17 protein-coding genes are annotated in these 18,812 nt (G+C 37.4%); 8 read left to right on the forward strand and 9 right to left on the reverse strand.

The window, feature by feature from the left end:
- Positions 1 to 9: 9 nt before the first annotated feature.
- From ACQQ2I_RS14860 to tnpB, 4 genes are all read right to left on the reverse strand, one after another.
- On the reverse strand, positions 10 to 942 hold the full coding sequence (locus tag ACQQ2I_RS14860; RefSeq protein ID WP_431027573.1) for an ATP-binding cassette domain-containing protein: 933 nt from the start codon (positions 940 to 942) through the stop codon (positions 10 to 12).
- A 92-nt stretch (positions 943 to 1,034) separates the two neighbouring features.
- A complete protein-coding gene (locus ACQQ2I_RS14865) occupies positions 1,035 to 1,679 on the reverse strand; it encodes a response regulator transcription factor (protein ID WP_431027574.1) in 645 nt (214 codons plus the stop codon).
- Positions 1,680 to 2,774, reverse strand: a complete 1,095-nt coding sequence (locus ACQQ2I_RS14870; protein ID WP_431027575.1) for a sensor histidine kinase — start codon at positions 2,772 to 2,774, stop codon at positions 1,680 to 1,682.
- Between the two features lie 387 nt (positions 2,775 to 3,161).
- Entirely contained in the window at positions 3,162 to 4,313 is a 1,152-nt protein-coding gene (gene tnpB / locus ACQQ2I_RS14875) for an IS200/IS605 family element RNA-guided endonuclease TnpB (protein ID WP_431027576.1), read from the reverse strand.
- Between the two features lie 510 nt (positions 4,314 to 4,823).
- Here tnpB and ACQQ2I_RS14880 point away from each other — a divergent pair.
- The 8 genes from ACQQ2I_RS14880 (at position 4,824) to ACQQ2I_RS14915 (ending at position 14,143) form a co-directional block, all read left to right on the forward strand.
- Positions 4,824 to 5,426, forward strand: a complete 603-nt coding sequence (locus ACQQ2I_RS14880; RefSeq protein WP_431027577.1) for a TetR/AcrR family transcriptional regulator — start codon at positions 4,824 to 4,826, stop codon at positions 5,424 to 5,426.
- 15 nt (positions 5,427 to 5,441) lie between these two features.
- On the forward strand, positions 5,442 to 6,212 hold the full coding sequence (locus tag ACQQ2I_RS14885; RefSeq protein ID WP_431027578.1) for a 3-hydroxyacyl-CoA dehydrogenase: 771 nt from the start codon (positions 5,442 to 5,444) through the stop codon (positions 6,210 to 6,212).
- Positions 6,213 to 6,226: 14 nt separating this feature from the next.
- Positions 6,227 to 7,012, forward strand: a complete 786-nt coding sequence (locus ACQQ2I_RS14890) for an enoyl-CoA hydratase/isomerase family protein (RefSeq protein WP_431027579.1) — start codon at positions 6,227 to 6,229, stop codon at positions 7,010 to 7,012.
- 54 nt (positions 7,013 to 7,066) lie between these two features.
- A complete protein-coding gene (locus ACQQ2I_RS14895; protein WP_431027580.1) occupies positions 7,067 to 8,212 on the forward strand; it encodes an acyl-CoA dehydrogenase family protein in 1,146 nt (381 codons plus the stop codon).
- A gap of 158 nt (positions 8,213 to 8,370) precedes the next feature.
- Positions 8,371 to 9,513: a CaiB/BaiF CoA transferase family protein gene (locus ACQQ2I_RS14900; protein WP_431027581.1), complete on the forward strand. Its 1,143-nt coding sequence runs from the start codon at positions 8,371 to 8,373 to the stop codon at positions 9,511 to 9,513.
- Between the two features lie 103 nt (positions 9,514 to 9,616).
- A complete protein-coding gene (locus ACQQ2I_RS14905) occupies positions 9,617 to 10,768 on the forward strand; it encodes a thiolase family protein (protein ID WP_431027582.1) in 1,152 nt (383 codons plus the stop codon).
- Between the two features lie 73 nt (positions 10,769 to 10,841).
- A complete protein-coding gene (locus ACQQ2I_RS14910) occupies positions 10,842 to 12,476 on the forward strand; it encodes an acyl-CoA synthetase (RefSeq protein ID WP_431027584.1) in 1,635 nt (544 codons plus the stop codon).
- A gap of 110 nt (positions 12,477 to 12,586) precedes the next feature.
- Positions 12,587 to 14,143, forward strand: coding sequence for a class I adenylate-forming enzyme family protein (locus ACQQ2I_RS14915; protein WP_431027585.1), 1,557 nt, complete (start codon positions 12,587 to 12,589; stop codon positions 14,141 to 14,143).
- An 80-nt stretch (positions 14,144 to 14,223) separates the two neighbouring features.
- Here the strand turns inward: ACQQ2I_RS14915 and ACQQ2I_RS14920 are convergent, their stop codons facing one another.
- The 5 genes from ACQQ2I_RS14920 to cysI form a co-directional block, all read right to left on the reverse strand.
- Positions 14,224 to 14,670, reverse strand: coding sequence for a CoxG family protein (locus tag ACQQ2I_RS14920; RefSeq protein ID WP_431027586.1), 447 nt, complete (start codon positions 14,668 to 14,670; stop codon positions 14,224 to 14,226).
- A gap of 92 nt (positions 14,671 to 14,762) precedes the next feature.
- The gene (locus ACQQ2I_RS14925) at positions 14,763 to 15,677 is read right to left on the reverse strand and encodes a hypothetical protein (protein WP_431027587.1); all 915 of its coding nucleotides are present in this window, start codon (positions 15,675 to 15,677) and stop codon (positions 14,763 to 14,765) included.
- Positions 15,670 to 16,185, reverse strand: a complete 516-nt coding sequence (locus ACQQ2I_RS14930; RefSeq protein ID WP_431027588.1) for a sigma-70 family RNA polymerase sigma factor — start codon at positions 16,183 to 16,185, stop codon at positions 15,670 to 15,672. The genes ACQQ2I_RS14925 and ACQQ2I_RS14930 overlap by 8 nt, the downstream gene beginning before the upstream one ends.
- A 261-nt stretch (positions 16,186 to 16,446) precedes the next feature.
- The gene (locus ACQQ2I_RS14935) at positions 16,447 to 17,058 is read right to left on the reverse strand and encodes an NAD(P)-binding protein (RefSeq protein ID WP_431027589.1); all 612 of its coding nucleotides are present in this window, start codon (positions 17,056 to 17,058) and stop codon (positions 16,447 to 16,449) included.
- A gap of 35 nt (positions 17,059 to 17,093) precedes the next feature.
- Positions 17,094 to 18,809, reverse strand: coding sequence for an assimilatory sulfite reductase (NADPH) hemoprotein subunit (gene cysI, locus ACQQ2I_RS14940; RefSeq protein WP_431027590.1), 1,716 nt, complete (start codon positions 18,807 to 18,809; stop codon positions 17,094 to 17,096).
- Positions 18,810 to 18,812: the final 3 nt, after the last annotated feature.

Below are 18,812 nucleotides of genomic sequence, written 5' to 3' on the forward strand. Positions count from 1 at the left end.
TTTCCCCTCCTAATTCCTTAATGCACGACCGGTTAAATGTAAAAACACATCCTCCAGGGTTGGCTCTTCTACGTGAAAGCTTTTTAACACGATACCGTATTTTTCACATAACGGTAAAAGAATTGGTAGAAAGTCTGTATTTTTTGCCACAGTAAATGAAATATGAGATTCCTTGACATGCACATTGGATAAAACGCCTTGTTCCATTAAAGCTGTGGCAAAGTCATTGGAATGCTTTTCTAGCTTTAATACAATCGTTTTTTCAGACGATAAAATCGCCTTAATTTCATCTTTTGTCCCTGCTGCAATGATGCGCCCTTTATCCATAATATAAATCCGATCACATAGGTACTCTACTTCTTCCATGTAGTGGCTTGTATAAATAATCGCTGTATTTGCCTCTTTGTTGAGCTTCTTCACCGTTTCTAATATATGGTTTCTTGATTGTGGATCAATCCCGACTGTCGGTTCGTCCATAATTAAATATTCTGGCTCATGTAGTAGTGCAACCCCAATATTTAGGCGTCGCTTCATCCCACCGGAATAATGTTTGACCAACTTCTTCACTTCATGTTCAAGCCCAATTTGCTTTAATACCGTATCGATACGCTCGATTAATTTTTTCTTTGGAATTTTATAAATACTGCCGAAAAATTCTAAATTTTCTCGAGCTGTTAACTCCTGATATAATGCAATTTCTTGAGGCACAACACCTAATGCTTTTCTGAGTGCACTTGGATTTTTTAGCACACTTTTATGCTGTAATAAAACATCCCCTTTTGTCGGTTGAATAAGGGTGGACATAATGGCAATCGTCGTTGATTTTCCAGCACCATTAGGTCCGAGTAAACCGACGATTTCCCCTGGCTCGATATGCAAATTTAAATGGTCGACAGCATTCACCTTTTTAAATGTTTTCGTCAAATTCACAACTTCTATCATCGCAATAACCTCCTCTTATGTACTACTTTAGCAATCTACACATATTGCGACGACTAGCTAGCGTCATTTCCTCATATGACCTCAGTCACTTTTTACACAAAACCATTACGTACAGCATAAATCGCCAGCTGCGTACGGTCCCTCAACTCCAGCTCGGTTAAAATATTTGTAATATAATTTTTTACTGTACCAACTGACAAATATAGCGTAGCGGCAATTTCCTTATTTGTTCTTCCCTCTCCAACAAGTTTAATAATGTCTAATTCACGTTCTGTAAAAGATACAGACTGCTCTGTTTGCATTGGCGTAATCGATTGATGTAATAATTTCGGCATCAGCTTAGCGGCAACATCTTCTTGAATGACCATCCCACCTATTAAAACACTGTGTATGCTTGCAATCAGTTTTGTTGGCTCATCCGATTTTAATAAAAAGCCACTTGCCCCGTCTTTTAATGTTTGATACGCATATTCCTCATCATCAAATGTTGTTAAAATAAGTATTTTCATATGCGGGAAACGCTTTCGGATATGCTTTGTTGCCTCTATACCGTTCATCTCAGGCATGCGGATATCCATTAACACAAGATCAACATGCACTTTTTCGAGCAGCTCCAACGCTTCCTTCCCATTGCTAGCCTCAGCTACAATGTACAGCGATTCATCTTGCTCAATAATCATTTTTAAACCATTTCGCACAATCAGTTGGTCTTCTACTAATAAAATGTGATATGCCATTTACTTGCTCTCCTTTAGCGGAAAAGAACCTTCTACGATAAATTGCTGCTCTGTTTTATAAACTTGCAAGCGTCCACCAATTTCCTCTATTCTCTCCGTCATATTTTTTAACCCAAAGCCATGCACGATCGGTGTAGGTGTGCTCACTTTATTTTTTACAGTAAAGCATATTTGTTGCAAGGAATCCCGGCCTAAAATAATATCAACCTCCTTCGACTCACTATATTTCATTGCATTCGTTAAACATTCCTGTAAAATGCGATATAGCACAACGCTCTGGTTATTGGAAATAGCTAAGGACAGTACGCCCTTTTCAATAGTAAAACGAATATGCAAACGACTTTCTATCTCTAACTTACGAATTAATTGCAGAACGGATTCAATGCCATACGTTTCAGTCGATTTTAGCTGTCGTACCGCATAGCGTGTTTCATCAAGACTTTTTTTAGCAAGTTCTTTCACCTCATCTAGTAAATCCAGAGAGTTTTGGATAGACATCATCTCAATTTGCATAAGTAAAGCCGTTAAATTATGTCCTACTGAATCATGCATATCCCGCGCAATTTTTGTCCGCTCCTGTGCACGAACAAGCTGCTCCTGCTCAACTGATAAACGCTTTAAGGAACGATATTGCCCAAGTAACTCCTCATATAAGATATTTTTTTCATTAGAAATTTTAATATAGTAATGTAGTAGTAACGAACAAACAGCTAATATAACGACAAAGAACAAACTATATAGCGGCATCCACTGACCGATAGTGAAGCATATGCTCACCGCAATAATGAAACCAATAAATATAACGTATGATTTAAACGGGAGAGAAAAGCTCCCTTCTATCATAAAAAAAGCGATAAGTGGTAATATGTATAAAATATCAAGTGAAACAAATACCCCGCTAAAAAGAATCAGTGAAATTAATACATAACTAATGCCCCGCACTTTCTTCATAAGTGGTGTGGTGAAATACAATGTCAAAATGGCGGCACAACCAAAAAAAGCGGCCGTAATCGATTCTTTCGTTAAAAATGTATAGATAATGAATGTCGCAATTAAAATTAATAAACTAACATACCGCATAACCAAAACCTTCATTTACGCTCTCCTATCTAGTGTTTTTTACACTCTTACAGCTTAATTCATTCTCTTAAATAAAAGAATAATATTTTACTATATTGTAAATAATATGGATAATAATAATTTTATCGCTGCAACTTTGGATTGGGGTACTTTTTTTTAATTCAGAGTCTTAATAGTTAGTGGGATAATGTATTATGTCTATTCCTTTACGCCTAAAAATCCCCTTGAGTTATATCAAGAAATTTCATTTCCAGATTATTCCGGATAGGTGCAAACGTTAATGTCAAAAGGATATGAAGTAAATTTTAACGAAGAAGACTTTCATTTCTTGAACTACTCCCACTTTCGCTACGCTTAGAAGTAGGAGATTCCTAAGAACACTTTCGTAACCGAAAGTTTGGATTAGGCTATCCCCGTAGTCCCTACGGTTAGAAGTCTGATTGCTTCATTTTTAAGATTTTGCCCTGCGTTCATATCTCGATCATGATGTGTCCCACAGGTTGGGCAATCCCATTCACGGACATTCAGCTGTTTCACGTCTTTATTTTGTTCACCGCAACACGAACAAAGTTGAGAACTAGCGAATGTTTTTGACACCACAACGATTTGCTTGCCATACCATGTTGCTTTATATGCAAGCATCAGCCTAAATCGTGACCAAGATACTTCACTAATCGCTTTCGCTAATTTGTGGTTTTTCAACAAATTGGATACTTGCAAACCTTCCATCCCAATAATGTCGTGGCTTTTGACAAGATCAGTTGAAATCTTATGCAAGTAATCGGTTCTTGCGTTTATGATTTTCTCATGGAGACGTGCTCCTTTTCGTTTTTGTTTTTGATAATTCTTCGCTTCTTCTAATGGACATGTACGTTTGCCTGCTAGCTCTCGTCGTCTTGAAAGAATCCGTTGTGCTCTCGCTAATTTTTCCTCCAGTTTACGAAACCATTTCGGGTTTTCGTAGGCTGTTCCGTTAGAAAGAATCGCAAAGTTCTTCAAGCCCATATCAACACCAACAGCAGAACCTGTCTTAGGAAACTCGTGTACTTCTGTTTCAACCAAGATGGACACAAAGTATTTGCCACTTGGGTTACGTCTAATCGTGGCATGAAGAATACGTCCTTTCACTTCACGACTTTTAGCAAAGCGAACAAGACCTAGTTTAGGTAACTTGATGCGATTGCCTACAATGGCAATATTTCCGTTCGTATGCTTCGTTGTGTACGATTGTACCTGATTATTTTTAGACTTAAAACGTGGTGCGTTATTTTGTTTCTGAAAGAATCGCGTATAGGCATCCGCAAGATTTTTCAGTGATGACTGCAGCGCAATGCTGTCCACTTCTTTTAACCAAACGAACGCTTTCTTTAGTTGGGTTAATTGAGCAGAACAAGTGTTATAAGTCAACCCTTTGCCCGTCTCTTTGTAAGCATCCTGCCATTGTGCCAAAAAGTGATTGAATACAAAACGGGAACAACCGATTGTTTTCGCCATCAGTATGGTTTGTGCCTTGTTTGGATAGATGCGGAATTTGTATGCTTTATGGACGAACATTACTTTTCACCCCAATATAAGAACATTTGTTCTAATCTTACCATAATGATGCAATTTTTGGCAATCGCCAACCGACATTCATCTCCCACTTACTCATTGGCCCCCCTTCTCATTCCTTGAAGTGGGAGTCTTCTGTTGAAGAACGATAAAAATTTTTCTTTATTCCAAAAAAGTAAATTACCCTTGAAATTCCATCCGAAAACAAAACGACACAAGTTTCTGCTTAATGTATCAAAAATCATCTAAAAGAATTATTCTATCTCAAAAAAGTAAAAAAAGCTCATTTTAGATTTACGTATTAGAATATTCAGAAAAATAAATTGACAATTATATTTAATGCCTTTAATAATTAACCTAAGGTTCAAATTTTTACCGGTGAGTTACTACCTATTACTGTTGATGAATACTTACATGATTTTTTTTAGAGTTTAGAGAAATTCACATTTATGGGTGAGAGAAAGTTAAAAATAGATATTTTTGATTTCGTCAGTAAATAGGTATTAATTCTCCGTGAGAGGAGGAAGCAGCATTAAGCTTAGCGAGAAAAGGAGTTTAGAGAAAAAAAAGCAAATTATTTTATCCGCTGTAAAAATTGTTAATCGACGTGGGTATGAAGGTGCAACGATGGAAGAGATTGCGGCGGAGTTATTAATGACAAAAGCTTCCCTTTATTATTATTTCCGTAATAAAGAAGATCTGCTGTACCAATGTCATAGCCTTGTATTAAATCAAGCAATTGCCGATATTGAAGAACTGTTGGTACAACCACTAAGTGTAGAAGAGAAGTTTTTTCAAATGGTAGCCATGCATATCAATTTTGCCATCGAGGAAAAAGAGACCTTTAATATGATATTTGAACCTAAAAATGTTTTTTCGCAAGAACAGCTAGATGAAGTCATCGAATTAAGAAAGCAATATTCTTCACTATTTAATAATCTCATTTTAAAGGGCATTGAAGAGAAAGAGTTCAGACAGGCAGATCCATATTTACTCACGATGCTTATTTTAGGCGCACTAAATTGGATTCAACAGTGGTATCAGCCTAATGGACGTCTATCAAAAGAGGAAATTATTAGTCATTATCAAAAGGATTTATTAAAAATTTTAAAATAAAAGGAGAGGTATGAAATGGAATTACGTAATAAAGTGGCTTTAGTAACAGGTGGAGGCTCTGGTTTAGGTGAAGCGACCATAATACGCGTTGTAGAAAATGGAGGAAAAGCTGTTATTTTAGATTTACAAGAGGAACGTAGTCATGCAGTAGTTGAAAGGCTTGGTGCAGACAATGTGTTGTTTGTCAAAACGAATGTTGTGAACGAGGAAGAAGTACAAAATGTTATAAATAAGGCCATCGAAAAGTTTGGCAAGATTGATATTGTTGTAAATTGTGCTGGCATTGGACAACCACAACGTGTTATTGGACGAGAGGGTGCGCAAAATCTTGCGCATTTCGTAAAAACGATTGAAGTAAATCTCATTGGTACATTTAATGTGATCCGATTAGCAGCAGAAAAAATGTTTACAAATGAGCCCGATGCAAAAGGTGAGCGAGGTGTCATAATCAACACCGCTTCTGTAGCAGCATTCGATGGGCAAATTGGACAGGCAGCGTATAGTGCATCAAAAGGTGGAATTGTTGGTATGACCTTACCGATTGCACGGGAATTTGCAAAACAAGGCATTCGTGTAAATACGATTGCGCCAGGCTTAATGGAAACACCTTTATTTGATTCTTTATCCGACGAAGCAAAAAAAGCATTAGAGGCTCAAGTGCCGTTTCCATCACGTCTTGGTCATCCTGATGAGTATGCACATTTAGTAACAAGTATTATAGAAAACTCATATTTAAATGGCGAAACAATTCGTTTAGATGGTTCAATTCGTATGCAACCAAAATAAAAGGAGGTAGGCAAATGACACAACTCATTCACTATACGCACGAAAATAGTGTGGCAGTAGTAACAATTGATAATCCGCCCATGAATGTGCTGAGTAATCAGGTAGTAGCAGAACTTGAAAAGGTGTTTACAGAACTGGTTAATAACGAACAAGTCAATGTCATTATTTTAACAGGGGCTGGAGAAAAGGCATTTATGGCTGGCGCCGATATTAAAGAATTTCCTGAGCTAATTACTAAGACACGTGAGGAAATTATAACTACCAATTTAAAAACAAATGCAGTAATAACGTACATTTCCAATATACCAAAACCGACGATTGCCTTTTTAAATGGCTATACTTTTGGCGGTGGCTGCGAGTTAGCGCTTGCTTGTGATATTCGCATTGCTGAAGAGCGCACACAAATTGGCTTACCAGAAGTAAAACTAGGTTTGTTTCCTGGTGGTGGAGGTACACAGCGATTATCACGCTTAATAGGCACAGCAAAAGCGAAAGAACTAATGTTTGTTGGCGATCCCATTTTAGCGGATGAGGCATTAAGACTTGGTTTAGTGAATCAAGTTGTACCAGACGGCGAGGGACTAAAAGCAACTATGAAACTAGCAACAAAAATGGCTAGTTTTTCATTAGAGGCACTTAGTCGTATTAAACAAAGTGTTAATGATGGAGTGAATTTGCCGTTAGCAGAAGGATTGGAGTTAGAAGCCAATTTATTTGCTGATATATTTGCAACAGAAGATGCGAAAGAAGGCATACAAGCATTTTTAGAAAAACGAAAGCCTAGTTTTTCTAACAAATAACACAGCCAAACAAAATTGAGTCCCTAGATTATTTTAAATACGGAGGTATGTCGAATGATTGCATTAAAAATGAAAAGTGAACATGAAATTTTCCGCGAGTCGCTTCGAAAGTTTTTAGCAAAAGAGGCTACGCCTAATTTCCAACAATGGGAAGCTGAGCAAAGCATCCCAAAAAGTTTTTGGAAGAAGCTTGGGGAGCAAGGTTTTTTATGCCCTTGGGCAGATGAAGAATACGGTGGAGTAAATGCAGATTTTCTTTATTCTATTATCGTCCACGAAGAATTAGAAAGTATTGGCACAGGGATGGTTGGCATTGGCTTGCATAATGATATTGCGGCTCCGTACATTTATGATTTTGGAACAGAAGAACAGAAAAGACGTTGGATTCCAGGTTGTGTGAGTGGCGAATATATTACAGCCATTGCTATGACCGAGCCAGGAGCTGGATCTGATTTAGCAAACATCCGGACAACAGCCATTAAGGATGGGGACGAATATGTTATTAACGGAGAAAAGACATTTATTACGAATGGTTACTCAGCAGATTTAGTCATTGTTGCATGCAAAACAAATCTAAAAGCAGAGCCTGGATACAAAGGAATTAGCTTATTCGTTATAGAAGCAGGCACACCTGGTTTCACAAAAGGAAAGAAACTAGATAAAGTTGGACAGCACTCAAATGATACGTGTGAGCTCATTTTTGAAGATGTACGAGTATCGGCAGATCAATTACTCGGTGAAGAAAATCATGGTTTCTATTATTTGATGAAAAACTTGCAACAAGAGCGCTTAGTGGTTGCTATTTCAGCAATTAAATCTGCTGAAATCATGTTAGAGATTACAATGAACTATACGAAAAAACGGACAGCTTTTGGCAACCCGATATCTGCATTTCAAAATACACAATTTAAATTAGCTGAAATTGCAACAGAAATTTCAATTGGTCGAAACTTTGTAGATAATTTAGTAATGAAACATATGAACAAAGAAGACATTGTAACAGAAGTATCAATGGCAAAATGGTGGATTAGTGATTTAGCCAAACGTATTTCGGTAGAATGCATGCAATTACATGGTGGTTACGGTTATATGGAAGAATATGAAATTGCAAGACGTTTCCGGGATACAGCTGTTACATCTATTTACGCAGGAACAAATGAAGTGATGAAACACATTATTGCAAAAAAAATGGGCCTGTAACTAACAATAATTCTAACCTTCGATACTAGTTAGTATTATAAGAACTTTTATAAAGAAGGCTACCTACATTTTGAATTCTAATTAATGTTTTATTAAAGCCCCCTATTTGTTTATTTATATAGAAGAAACTCATTCTATAAAACAGGAAGGTGAATGAGATGTCATTACCATTAGATCATATTAAAATACTGGATTTAAGCAGATTATTACCTGGTCCTTATTGTACACAAGTATTGGCGGATTTTGGTGCGGATGTCATTAAAATCGAGGAGCCTGAACTAGGTGATTATATGCGTTGGGAAAACGAAAAACTAGATGATGCGGGTGGTGCAATGTTTCATTCGCTAAATCGTAATAAACGTAGTATTACACTCGATTTAAAAAGTGAATATGGTAAGCAAATCTTCAAAGAGTTAGTGAAAACAGCTGATGTTGTATTAGAATCATTTCGACCAGGCGTAATGGAACGACTTGGCTTAAGCTATGAAGTATTAAATACAATTAACGAAAAACTTATTTATTGTGCGATTACAGGTTTTGGACAAACAGGACCATACATGGATATGCCTGGACATGATGTGAACTATTTAAGTTATGCCGGAATTATGGAATTACAAGGAGAAGAAACAAGAAAACCGATTTTATCCTCCATTCAAATAGCTGATATCGCAGGTGGTGCACAACAAGCGATTAATGGCATTTTATTAGCACTATTTGAACGAACTGTTTCAGGAAAAGGACAATTTGTTGATATCTCTATGTTAGATGGATCGGTTTCGTTGTTACAAACAACATTAGCAGAATATTTAGTAAGCAATGACGTACCGAAGCGTGGCCAGCCTTATTTAAGTGGTGGTCTAGCATGCTACGATGTATATCGCACAAAAGACGACCGCCATTTGTCTGTTGGAGCACTTGAAATGAAGTTTTGGCGACCATTTTGTCAGGTTATTGGCGAAGAGACTTTTATTGAGCAATTGAATGCACCAAGTGATATACAACAAAAAATGCGTTTACGTATTCAAGAGATTCTGTTTGAAAAAACGTTGGAAGAATGGATGCAAACATTTCAACATGTAGGAACTTGTGTCTCCCCTATTTTAACTTTTGATGAAGTCGTGGAAAATCCACAAATTAAAGTGCGAGATATGATTATAGATATCGCGCATGATAACGGTAGTGTAAAACAAATCGGTATCCCTATTAAACTATCCCGAACACCGGGTTCGATTCGTACAAGTGCCCCAAAATTAGGAGAGCATAATGACCAAATTATCAATGCATTGCGTGCATCACGATAATAGCGACACGTGCTGTAAAACCAGTTAATTTTCAACAAATGATTATATAGAAGATTGAAAAGAGAACCAACTTTCAATAATTAGTCAGAATGGAGGAAATAAAATGAGAGAAGTTTATATTGTAGAAGCTGTGAGAACGGCTGTAGGTAAAAGAAAAGGTGCTTTAGCATCTATAAGACCCGATGAAATGGTAGCAAAAACAATAAAAGAGCTAGTGAAGAAAGCTAATATAAATCCTGCAGAAGTAGAGGACGTCATTTTAGGCTGTGTACATCAAGTTGAAGAACAAGGTATTAATATTGCACGTTCAGCTGCGCTTATCGCAGATTTACCAATTGAAGTACCAGGTACAACAATAGATCGTCAATGTGGCTCAGGACAACAAGCTATACATTTTGCTACACAAGCTATCATGTGTGGAGATATGGATGTAGTCATTGCAGGTGGCGTGGAGAGTATGTCACGTGTTCCATTCGGTTCAACAAGAAAAGAGACTGGCTGGAGTAAGGAATTGACGTCCAAATATGAAATTATTCACCAAGGAATTTCTGCCGAGCGTATTGCAGAACAATGGGGATTCTCTCGTGAGGACCTGGACAAATTCGCCATGGAAAGTCACCTTAGAGCGCTACATGCTAGGGAGCAAGGTTTCTTTACTGAAGAAATAATGCCTTTAGAAGTAACATTAGATGATGGTACAACCGTAATCGTGAGGGATGATGAAGGACCAAGAAAAGAAACCACATTAGAAGCGTTAGCCAATTTAAAACCGGCCTTCCAAGAGGACGGAAAAATTCATGCTGGTAATTCCAGTCAAATGAGCGATGGTGCAGCAGTACTATTGCTTATGTCAAAGGAAAAAGCAGAAGAACTTGGTGTTAAACCGAGATTTAAAATTATTGCTAGAACCGTTATTGGTTCCGATCCTACGCTTATGTTAACTGGCCCAATCGAGGCAACACGCAAAGTATTAAAAAAAGCAGGGTTAACATTAGATGAGATGGATATTTACGAAGTGAATGAAGCATTTGCACCTGTAGCATTAGCGTGGTTAAAGGATTTAAATGCTGATCCGAATAAATTAAACCCGAATGGAGGCGCCATTGCCTTAGGTCATCCGTTAGGTGCAACAGGGGCACGTATTATGATTTCAATGATGCACGAATTAGAAAGAACGGGTGGACGTTACGGGCTGCAAGCTATTTGTGAAGGTGCAGGCATGGCAAATGCAACAATCATTGAACGAGTAGTTTAGTAGATATGTACATTTTTTGCCCGACGGTGATGTTTCTATTTAATCAAATAACCTAGATAAGGAGCGTGTACAAATGAACTATAACCAGTATTATCATGACTTTTCTTGGACAGAGGTATTCGAACAATACGGTTGGAATCCAAAAGAAAAATTCAACTTGGCACACGAATGCTGTGATAAATGGGCGGATGACCCTAATAGAATAGCAATTTATTGGCATGATGAAAATGGAAATAGAGATGCATGGACATATAGTCGTTTAAGAGAAACATCGAATCGGATGGCTAATTTGCTAAAGTACAAAGGTATAAAAAAGGGTGATAAAGTAAGTGGATTACTTGGCAAGGATATGGAACTAATTATCACCATCTTAGCTACTTGGAAAATAGGTGCTGTATATGTTCCTTTATTTACAGCGTTTGGTCCTGATGCTATTTTACACAGAATAAATGATGCTGAATGCAAACTTTTAGTGACCAATAACGAACAGCATAATAAAATAAAAGATTTTGAGCTAAGTACTGAAATTATTAGGATAGATGAAGTAAATGATAAGGGTCTAAATTTTTGGGATTATTTAAATACATTTTCATCGATTCACGAAACAGAGCCTACAAGTGAAAATGATCCATGTGTTATTCAATATACTTCAGGCTCTACAGGACTACCTAAAGGGGCAGTGTGGGCACATAAAATATTATATAGTGAATATTCATTATTTAAATATGGGATGGGCATAAGTGAGGATGATATTGTATTTGGTGGTCCGGATTTAGGGTGGGCGCACGGATTAATGAATTGTACTTTAGGTCCTTTGAATTTGGGTATTTCAAACGTTATCTACAAAGGATCTTTTGATGCGGAAAACTTATATCGCATATGGGAAGAATATAATGTTACTAATGTCTTATATTCTCCTACAGCGTTTCGTATGATGCTAAATAGTGGTGTAGATAGAATAAAAAAATTCAATCTAAAAGTAAAGAAATTTAGTAGCGCTGGTGAGACGCTTAATACAGATTTAGTGGAGTTTATTGAACAAGAATTCAACGCGAAGATTTGTGATTTATACGGTTCAACGGAAGCAGGTATGATAATTGCTAATTATCATGGTCTTGATGTTCCTGTTAAACCAGGGTCTATGGGACGTGTAGTACCTGGATATGAGGTCAAGCTTGTAAACAGTGAGGGCGAAGAAGTAAAAGATGGAGAAGTTGGAGAAATTATATTAGATGCAAAGCAGATCCCTTTTTTCTGCTTAGGATATTACAATAACGAAGAGAAGTTTAATGAAAAAATTATTAATAACCATTTCTATACGGGAGATTTAGCTATAAGAGATCAGGATGGCTACTATTGGTATAAAGGTCGTGCAGATGATGTTATATCAAGTGCGGGTTATAGAATAGGCCCTGTTGAAATCGAAGCGTGTCTATTAGAGCATCCTTTAGTGGGAGAAGCGGCCGTTATTGGAAAACCCGATCCTTTAAAAGGCGAAATCGTAAAAGCATATGTAAAATTGATAAATCCAGCTGATGAGAAAGAATCGCTCAAAGATGAGTTAAGTTTATTTGTGAAAAATAAGTTATCAAAACACCAATATCCAAAGGAAATTGAGTTTATACAAGAATTACCTAAAACTGCTAGTGGCAAAATACAAAGGTATATATTAAAAGAGAGAAATGAATTAGTGGATAATAATATGTGAGTAGTCCTTGAATTGACTCGTGCTTTGTATAGTCCTTACATTTTTTATTTTCGGAATATTATGTATTTAGGTGTGTTTTATAGTTGTAGCCAATTCAAAGGAGTGAGTTTATGACAACAAATTCTTTAGAGATGTCGAGAGAGTTACTACTTGGTAACGTTTTAAGAAGTGCAGCGCATATTGTGCCAGACAAGGTATGTTTTAAGTTTGAAAATCAGGAATTTACTTATGCACAATTAGAGCGTAAGGCGTTACAGTTAGCCGGATGGATGCAGCAGCAAGGCATTAAAAAAGATCAGAAAATAGGTTATATATTTAAAAATTCTACAGAGTTTGTCGAAATATTATGGGCCATTTCATTATCTGGTGGTGTCGGTGTACCATTGAATTTCCGATTAGCAAGTGATGAATTACTATATATTATTAATGATTCTGATACAGAGCTTTTATTTATCGATCAAGAATATGTAGATATTATTCAATCCATTCGCAACGAATTACCCAATGTACGTAAAATTATAGTCTCTTCTGAACAGCCCGTTGAAGGAATGCTGTCATATAATAGTTTGTTTGAAGAAACATATGATTATATTCTCGAGCAGCAGAGTGATAATGATGCATGTATGATTATGTATACATCTGGAACAACTGGAAAACCAAAAGGGACTGTACTCACACATAAAAATATTGTAATGAATGCGCAAAATTTGATTCGAGAATTTGAGTTAAATATGGATACGAATCAGCTCATCGTAGCCCCACTTTTTCATGTAGCTGCACTTGCATCATTAATCTTTTGTTGCTTAGCACGTGGAACAGCCATTATTCAGAAAGATTTCGTTCCAAATGCGGTATTACAAACTGTTCAGCAAGAAAAAATCACATGCCTATTTTTAGTGCCAGCAATGTGGAACTTTGTGACGTCTTTGCCCAACATCGGCGATTATGATTTATCCTCTGTGCGCACATGTATTGCTGGAGCAGAAACTTGTCCACTAAAAGTGAAAGAGCAAATCATAAAACATTTTAATGTACAAGGTATTTATGAAGCATTTGGCCAAACAGAAACGAGTCCAGTTACGATTTGCATGAAGCCAGCCGATTCAATGCGTAAAACAGCTGCTCTTGGCAAACCTATTGTGAATGTAGAGGTACGCATTGTCGATGAGAATATGAATGATGTACCAGTCGGAGAAATTGGAGAAATTGTGTACCGCGGGCCGACAATTATGAAAGAATATTATAAAAAACCAGAGGAAACAACGGCAACTTTTAAGGGTGGTTGGTTCCATAGTGGGGACTTAGTATCAGCAGATGAAGAAGGCTTTATTTATATACGTGATCGTAAAAAAGATATGATCATTAGTGCAGGCGAAAATATTTACCCAGCTGAAATCGAAAATGTTTTATACCGTCATGAGGCTATTTTTGAAGCAGCTGTCATAGGTGTACCAGATGAAGTATGGGGTGAAAGTGTGAAGGCCTTTATTGTATTAAAGGAAAATCAAACGCTCACAAAAGATGAGGTAATTGATTTTTGCGTACAACATTTAGCCTCTTATAAAAAGCCGAAGTATGTAGAGTTCATCCCATCATTACCACGGAATACGTCAGGGAAGATTTTAAAACGAGCATTGCGAGATGAAACTACGGTTGGATCTAAGTAAAATAACGCAGTCCCTTGACATTGTAGCATATCAAGGGACTCTTACTGTAGGGAGCCTCATCCGTTGCCCCCTACACTTTTTTAATTGACCCCTACGCTCTGAAGTGTGCGGGCAATTTTTTCTGTTAAACGTGTTGTTACTTTTGGTAATACCATTTTAATCATTGGGTTTAATGCTACTGCAGCAATACCGCCAGCAGTTGCTTCTACTGTACCTGTCATTTTCGTACCGTCGCTTTGTGCTTCTGCTTGGAACTGACCGCTACCCGAGAAGTTTTCTGTAATGCCTTTAAATTCGAATTTAATATTGTTTGGTTCGCTAGATTCTACAATATTTAATTCGATTTGTACTGTCTTTTTCAGACCTTTCATATTGCCTTCAAACGTCCAAACAGATTTATTTTCATCGATTTGCTCATGCTCTTTGTATGCCGGAACGAGTGTTGCCCATTTCTCAATTTTACTAACAAAATCCCAAACTTGGTTTACGCTTACTGGAACCGTTACTGAATGCGATGCTTGCGCCATAACTATACCAACTTTCCATCTGATTTACGTAAAAATACCTTTTACACATACAATATTACATAATAATATCGATTTGGAAAATAGGTATTTTATTATAGATAAGACAATCCAATAGTAACTACTATTATTACAATACCCGTTCGAACCCATGAAAACTTCTTTACTACTTCAAACTCCTCATATTTTTGAACAAAAACTAAATAAATTACCAATATTCCCGCAATGATTAACAGTAATAACCCTTTATGCAGCATAAAGTTTTGAAGAAAAAATATGATTCCTACCGGTAACAATACACTAACCGCTGTCATCACCCAATAATGCTTTTTATTGGCGTACCTTATATTTCTTCCGCTAATATGATAACGTTTTTTTAACCACTTCTCTGCAAGTCCATTTAGTAATAATAATATACAGTTCGCTACTAAAAACGATGCCAGATTAAACTTTGGTGTATACTCTGCTAAATACGTAGCGGCATCTTCACCTTCTAAAATATAAAACTCCCCTGTTGTCACATTTTTAAATCCAACCCAAGAGGAAAAATCATAAAATTTTAACGATAATTGCTCGCCAGATACTAGTTCTACCAATAAATCTTGTCCATCATGGTGTGAAAGAATAGCCGCATCACCAGGCTCTGCTTTACTTAATATCTCCTGCATAAATTGTTGATCTTGTGCACTCGTATAACGTTTAATGCCTATATACCAGCCATTCCTTGCAGTAAATCTTTCTTCTCCTGTTGGCAATATACTAATATAAAATGCTTTAGTTGATATATCCGATTGGTCTAGCGATGTAGTGTTCTCCCATTTTATCGATTGACTTGGTCCAACAATGAAAAAGAGCACTAATACCGCTGCCATTCCGAGCAGTACCACTCCATATTGCCAATCCACACTTCGCTTCCTTCCCACCTTCCCTTCTATTTTCTCTTGTAATGCAGGTGTAAATTTTTGCTCTGTACCAAGTTCACGGTCAATTTGCTCCTTCCATTTAGTCATGCAGTAACACCTCCCATTGTTCTTGTTGCAACAGGTCCTTTAACTTCTCTCTTCCTCTACTAACCCTCGTTTTCACTGTATTTTCGCTAACTCCTAAAATGTCCGCAATTTCTCGTAGTCTATAGTCATCATAATAATGTAAAATTAACACTTCTCGATATTTCATTGGCAGTTTGAGTAAAGCATCAACTAAAATACGACGCTCATCTTGCTTAATGGCTTGCTGCTCAATCGATTGTTCTTTCGTTTTCATCTGAAACGGTGCGATGAGCTGTCTCTTTTTCGCACGCCAGCTACGAAGGTAATCATGACTTTTATGTACAGTTATTTTGACTAAATATGTTTTTAAAGAAGAGGCTTGGCGGAAACAATCTTTTTGGCGGTAATATGCTAGAAATACATCTGGCACAACTTCTTCTGCCGCTGTCCAATCTTTCACATATAAATACGCAACCCGCATGCAGTATTCCCCATACATTTGCATAGCCTCTTGTAACTCTTTTGTCATACCCTCACCTCTCTTTTCCTTATAGTCGCATATTTCCCGAAAATAGTTTCAAATTACCAGGAAATATTTATACAAAATAGAAAAAAGCCATCCCTATTCAGGATAGCTTTCTCTACTTTGATCGTTAGCAATCTCCCACAGTTTGCTTTGCTACTTTCGTAAATAAGTCAAACCAATATCGGATAGCTTTTTTACATTCTATTAAAATCAACATGGAGGATAGATGCACCCTTTCTTAGGGAATTGAATAGTAGCTGGACTTTAATGTACAAACCGTATTTTTAAATGCGCTAAAAATTGCTGTTGTGCCTCTAAATGAATATATTGTTGATCGACAATTTCTTTTAATAATTCCCGCTTTCTTTCCTCTGTAAATCCTAACGATAGAATCAGTTCACGTGCTTCTTTCGCAAATATCATATATTGTTCGAATCCGTCGTCAAACTGTTCCATCACTTGATCGCGAATAGTCTTTGCTAAAACGGGACTAGCTCCTTCAGTGGAAACCGCAATGGATAAAGCACCTTTGCGCCCAATAGCGGGAAAATAAAAATTGCTATTTTCTGGATCATCTGCAATATTGATGAGCTGATTTCTTTGGCAATCCATTCCAACACGTGCATTCACAGCCCGGCGATTTGTTGCGGCGATGACTAAAAAGGCTCCCATACAATCGCCATCATCAAACGTGCGGGCAAGCCATTTCACTCTGCCTTGCTCTACAAATAATCGTAGCTCTGGTAACAACTCCGGACTAATAATTGTAATTTGTGCTCCTTCTTCAAGGAGTGTTTTTGTACGACGGTAGGCGACTTTTCCACCACCGACAACGATGCATTTCTTATTTGTTAGTTTTACACTAATCGGTAGCATCAAATCACCACCTCTTTTATTCTTTTATTTGTATATTAAGCGTGGAAATTAGTACCATCCGTTGTCGCTTTTACATAACCTGCACGAATGACAAAATCCCCGAAACGTTCGCCTGGCGTACGTTCTTCTGCATAGCGTGCTAAAATTGGTCGCAATTCTGCTAAAATTTCCGCTTCCCCGATATTTTCGCGGTATATTTTATTTAAACGATCGCCTGTAAAGCCGCCGCCTAAATACAGATTGTATTTGCCCGGTCCTTTTCCAATAAAGCCGATTTCTCCCATTGCCGCACGTGAACAACCATTCGGACAACCGCTCATACGAATGACAATTTCTTCATCACGTAAGCCGACTTCATCTAAAATCACTTCCATCTTATCTATTAATGATGGTAAATAACGCTCTGCCTCTGCCATCGCAAGACCACATGTTGGTAATGATACACAGGCAATGGAGTTGCGACGAAGAGCTGAATAGAACTCACCCGCCGTAATATGGTATTGCTTTAAAAGCTCATCGATTTTTTTCTTTTTCTGTGGTGATACATTACCGATGACAAGATTTTGATTCCCTGTTAAGCGGAATTCACCCGTATGCACTTTCGCGATTTCACGTAAGCCCGTTTTTAACGGATAGCCCTCAAAATCTTTAATACGACCATTTTGAATAAATAATGTATAGTGCCATTTGCCATCGTCTCCTTTAACCCAACCATAGCGGTCACCTACATGATCAAATTGAAATGAGCGTGCTTCTTGTACTGGCCATCCTAAGCGGCGGTTTAACTCTTCCTTAAACCAATCTAAGCCACGCTTATCAAGCGTATATTTAAAGCGTGCATTTTTACGTTCCTTCCGATTCCCGTAGTCACGTTGAATCGTAATAATTTTTTCTGCTGTTTCAAGTAGCTTATCTGGTGTGATAAAGCCTAATAAACGACCAAGCTGCGGGTATGTTTCATTATCACCGTGTGTCATGCCCATACCGCCACCAACTAATACGTTAAAACCAGCTAGCTTTTCATTCTCTACAATTGCAATAAAGCCAATATCTTGCGAATAAATATCTGCATCGTTATGAGGTGGAATGGCAATACCGATTTTAAATTTACGTGGTAAATACAGTGACCCATAAATTGGCTCTACCTCGTCTTGTGTATCGACGACCTTTTCACCGTTTAACCATAATTCATGGTAGGCCGTTGTACGTGGTAACAGATGCTCACTTAATTTCGCTGACCACTGGAATACTTCCTCGTGTAATTTCGATTGGTATGGATTTGCATTACACATAACATTTCGGTTTACGTCGCCACATGCAGCCATAGAATCTAGCAATACGTCATTAATACCTTGCATAAATGTTTTGACGTTCCATTTTAAAATGCCGTGTAACTGGAATGCTTGACGTGTCGTTAATTTTAATGTGCTATTTCCCACTTCGTCTGACAATTGGTCCATCACGAGCCATTGTGCTGCTGTTGCCACTCCACCTGGTGTTCGAACACGTACCATAAATTGATAAGCCGGCTCCAGTTTGGATTTTGCTCGTTCATTCCGTACATCACGGTCATCTTGCAAATAGCTACCATGGAATTTCATTAAACGATTATCATCATCTGGAATACCCGAACTAATCGGATATTCCATCGTTTTTTCTAGCGTTCCACGTAAATAATTACTTTCTTCTTTAATTCGTTCTACATCACTTAATGGGCCTTCTTGCGGTGGTAATACGATTTTTTGTGACATTGT

This window comes from Lysinibacillus sp. LZ02, assembly GCF_050613145.1.
Lineage (GTDB): Bacteria > Bacillota > Bacilli > Bacillales_A > Planococcaceae > Lysinibacillus_B.

Coding starts and splice junctions, on each gene's coding strand:
- ACQQ2I_RS14860 (WP_431027573.1), bottom strand. CDS start 942: ATGATAGAAGTTGTGAATTTGACGAAAACATTTAAAAAGGTGAATGCT.
- ACQQ2I_RS14905 (WP_431027582.1), top strand. CDS start 9,617: ATGAGAGAAGTTTATATTGTAGAAGCTGTGAGAACGGCTGTAGGTAAA.
- cysI (WP_431027590.1), bottom strand. CDS start 18,809: ATGTCACAAAAAATCGTATTACCACCGCAAGAAGGCCCATTAAGTGAT.
- ACQQ2I_RS14920 (WP_431027586.1), bottom strand. CDS start 14,670: ATGGCGCAAGCATCGCATTCAGTAACGGTTCCAGTAAGCGTAAACCAA.
- ACQQ2I_RS14930 (WP_431027588.1), bottom strand. CDS start 16,185: ATGACAAAAGAGTTACAAGAGGCTATGCAAATGTATGGGGAATACTGC.
- ACQQ2I_RS14885 (WP_431027578.1), top strand. CDS start 5,442: ATGGAATTACGTAATAAAGTGGCTTTAGTAACAGGTGGAGGCTCTGGT.
- ACQQ2I_RS14890 (WP_431027579.1), top strand. CDS start 6,227: ATGACACAACTCATTCACTATACGCACGAAAATAGTGTGGCAGTAGTA.
- ACQQ2I_RS14870 (WP_431027575.1), bottom strand. CDS start 2,774: ATGAAGGTTTTGGTTATGCGGTATGTTAGTTTATTAATTTTAATTGCG.
- ACQQ2I_RS14925 (WP_431027587.1), bottom strand. CDS start 15,677: ATGACTAAATGGAAGGAGCAAATTGACCGTGAACTTGGTACAGAGCAA.
- ACQQ2I_RS14935 (WP_431027589.1), bottom strand. CDS start 17,058: ATGCTACCGATTAGTGTAAAACTAACAAATAAGAAATGCATCGTTGTC.
- ACQQ2I_RS14915 (WP_431027585.1), top strand. CDS start 12,587: ATGACAACAAATTCTTTAGAGATGTCGAGAGAGTTACTACTTGGTAAC.
- tnpB (WP_431027576.1), bottom strand. CDS start 4,313: ATGTTCGTCCATAAAGCATACAAATTCCGCATCTATCCAAACAAGGCA.
- ACQQ2I_RS14865 (WP_431027574.1), bottom strand. CDS start 1,679: ATGGCATATCACATTTTATTAGTAGAAGACCAACTGATTGTGCGAAAT.
- ACQQ2I_RS14900 (WP_431027581.1), top strand. CDS start 8,371: ATGTCATTACCATTAGATCATATTAAAATACTGGATTTAAGCAGATTA.
- ACQQ2I_RS14895 (WP_431027580.1), top strand. CDS start 7,067: ATGATTGCATTAAAAATGAAAAGTGAACATGAAATTTTCCGCGAGTCG.
- ACQQ2I_RS14910 (WP_431027584.1), top strand. CDS start 10,842: ATGAACTATAACCAGTATTATCATGACTTTTCTTGGACAGAGGTATTC.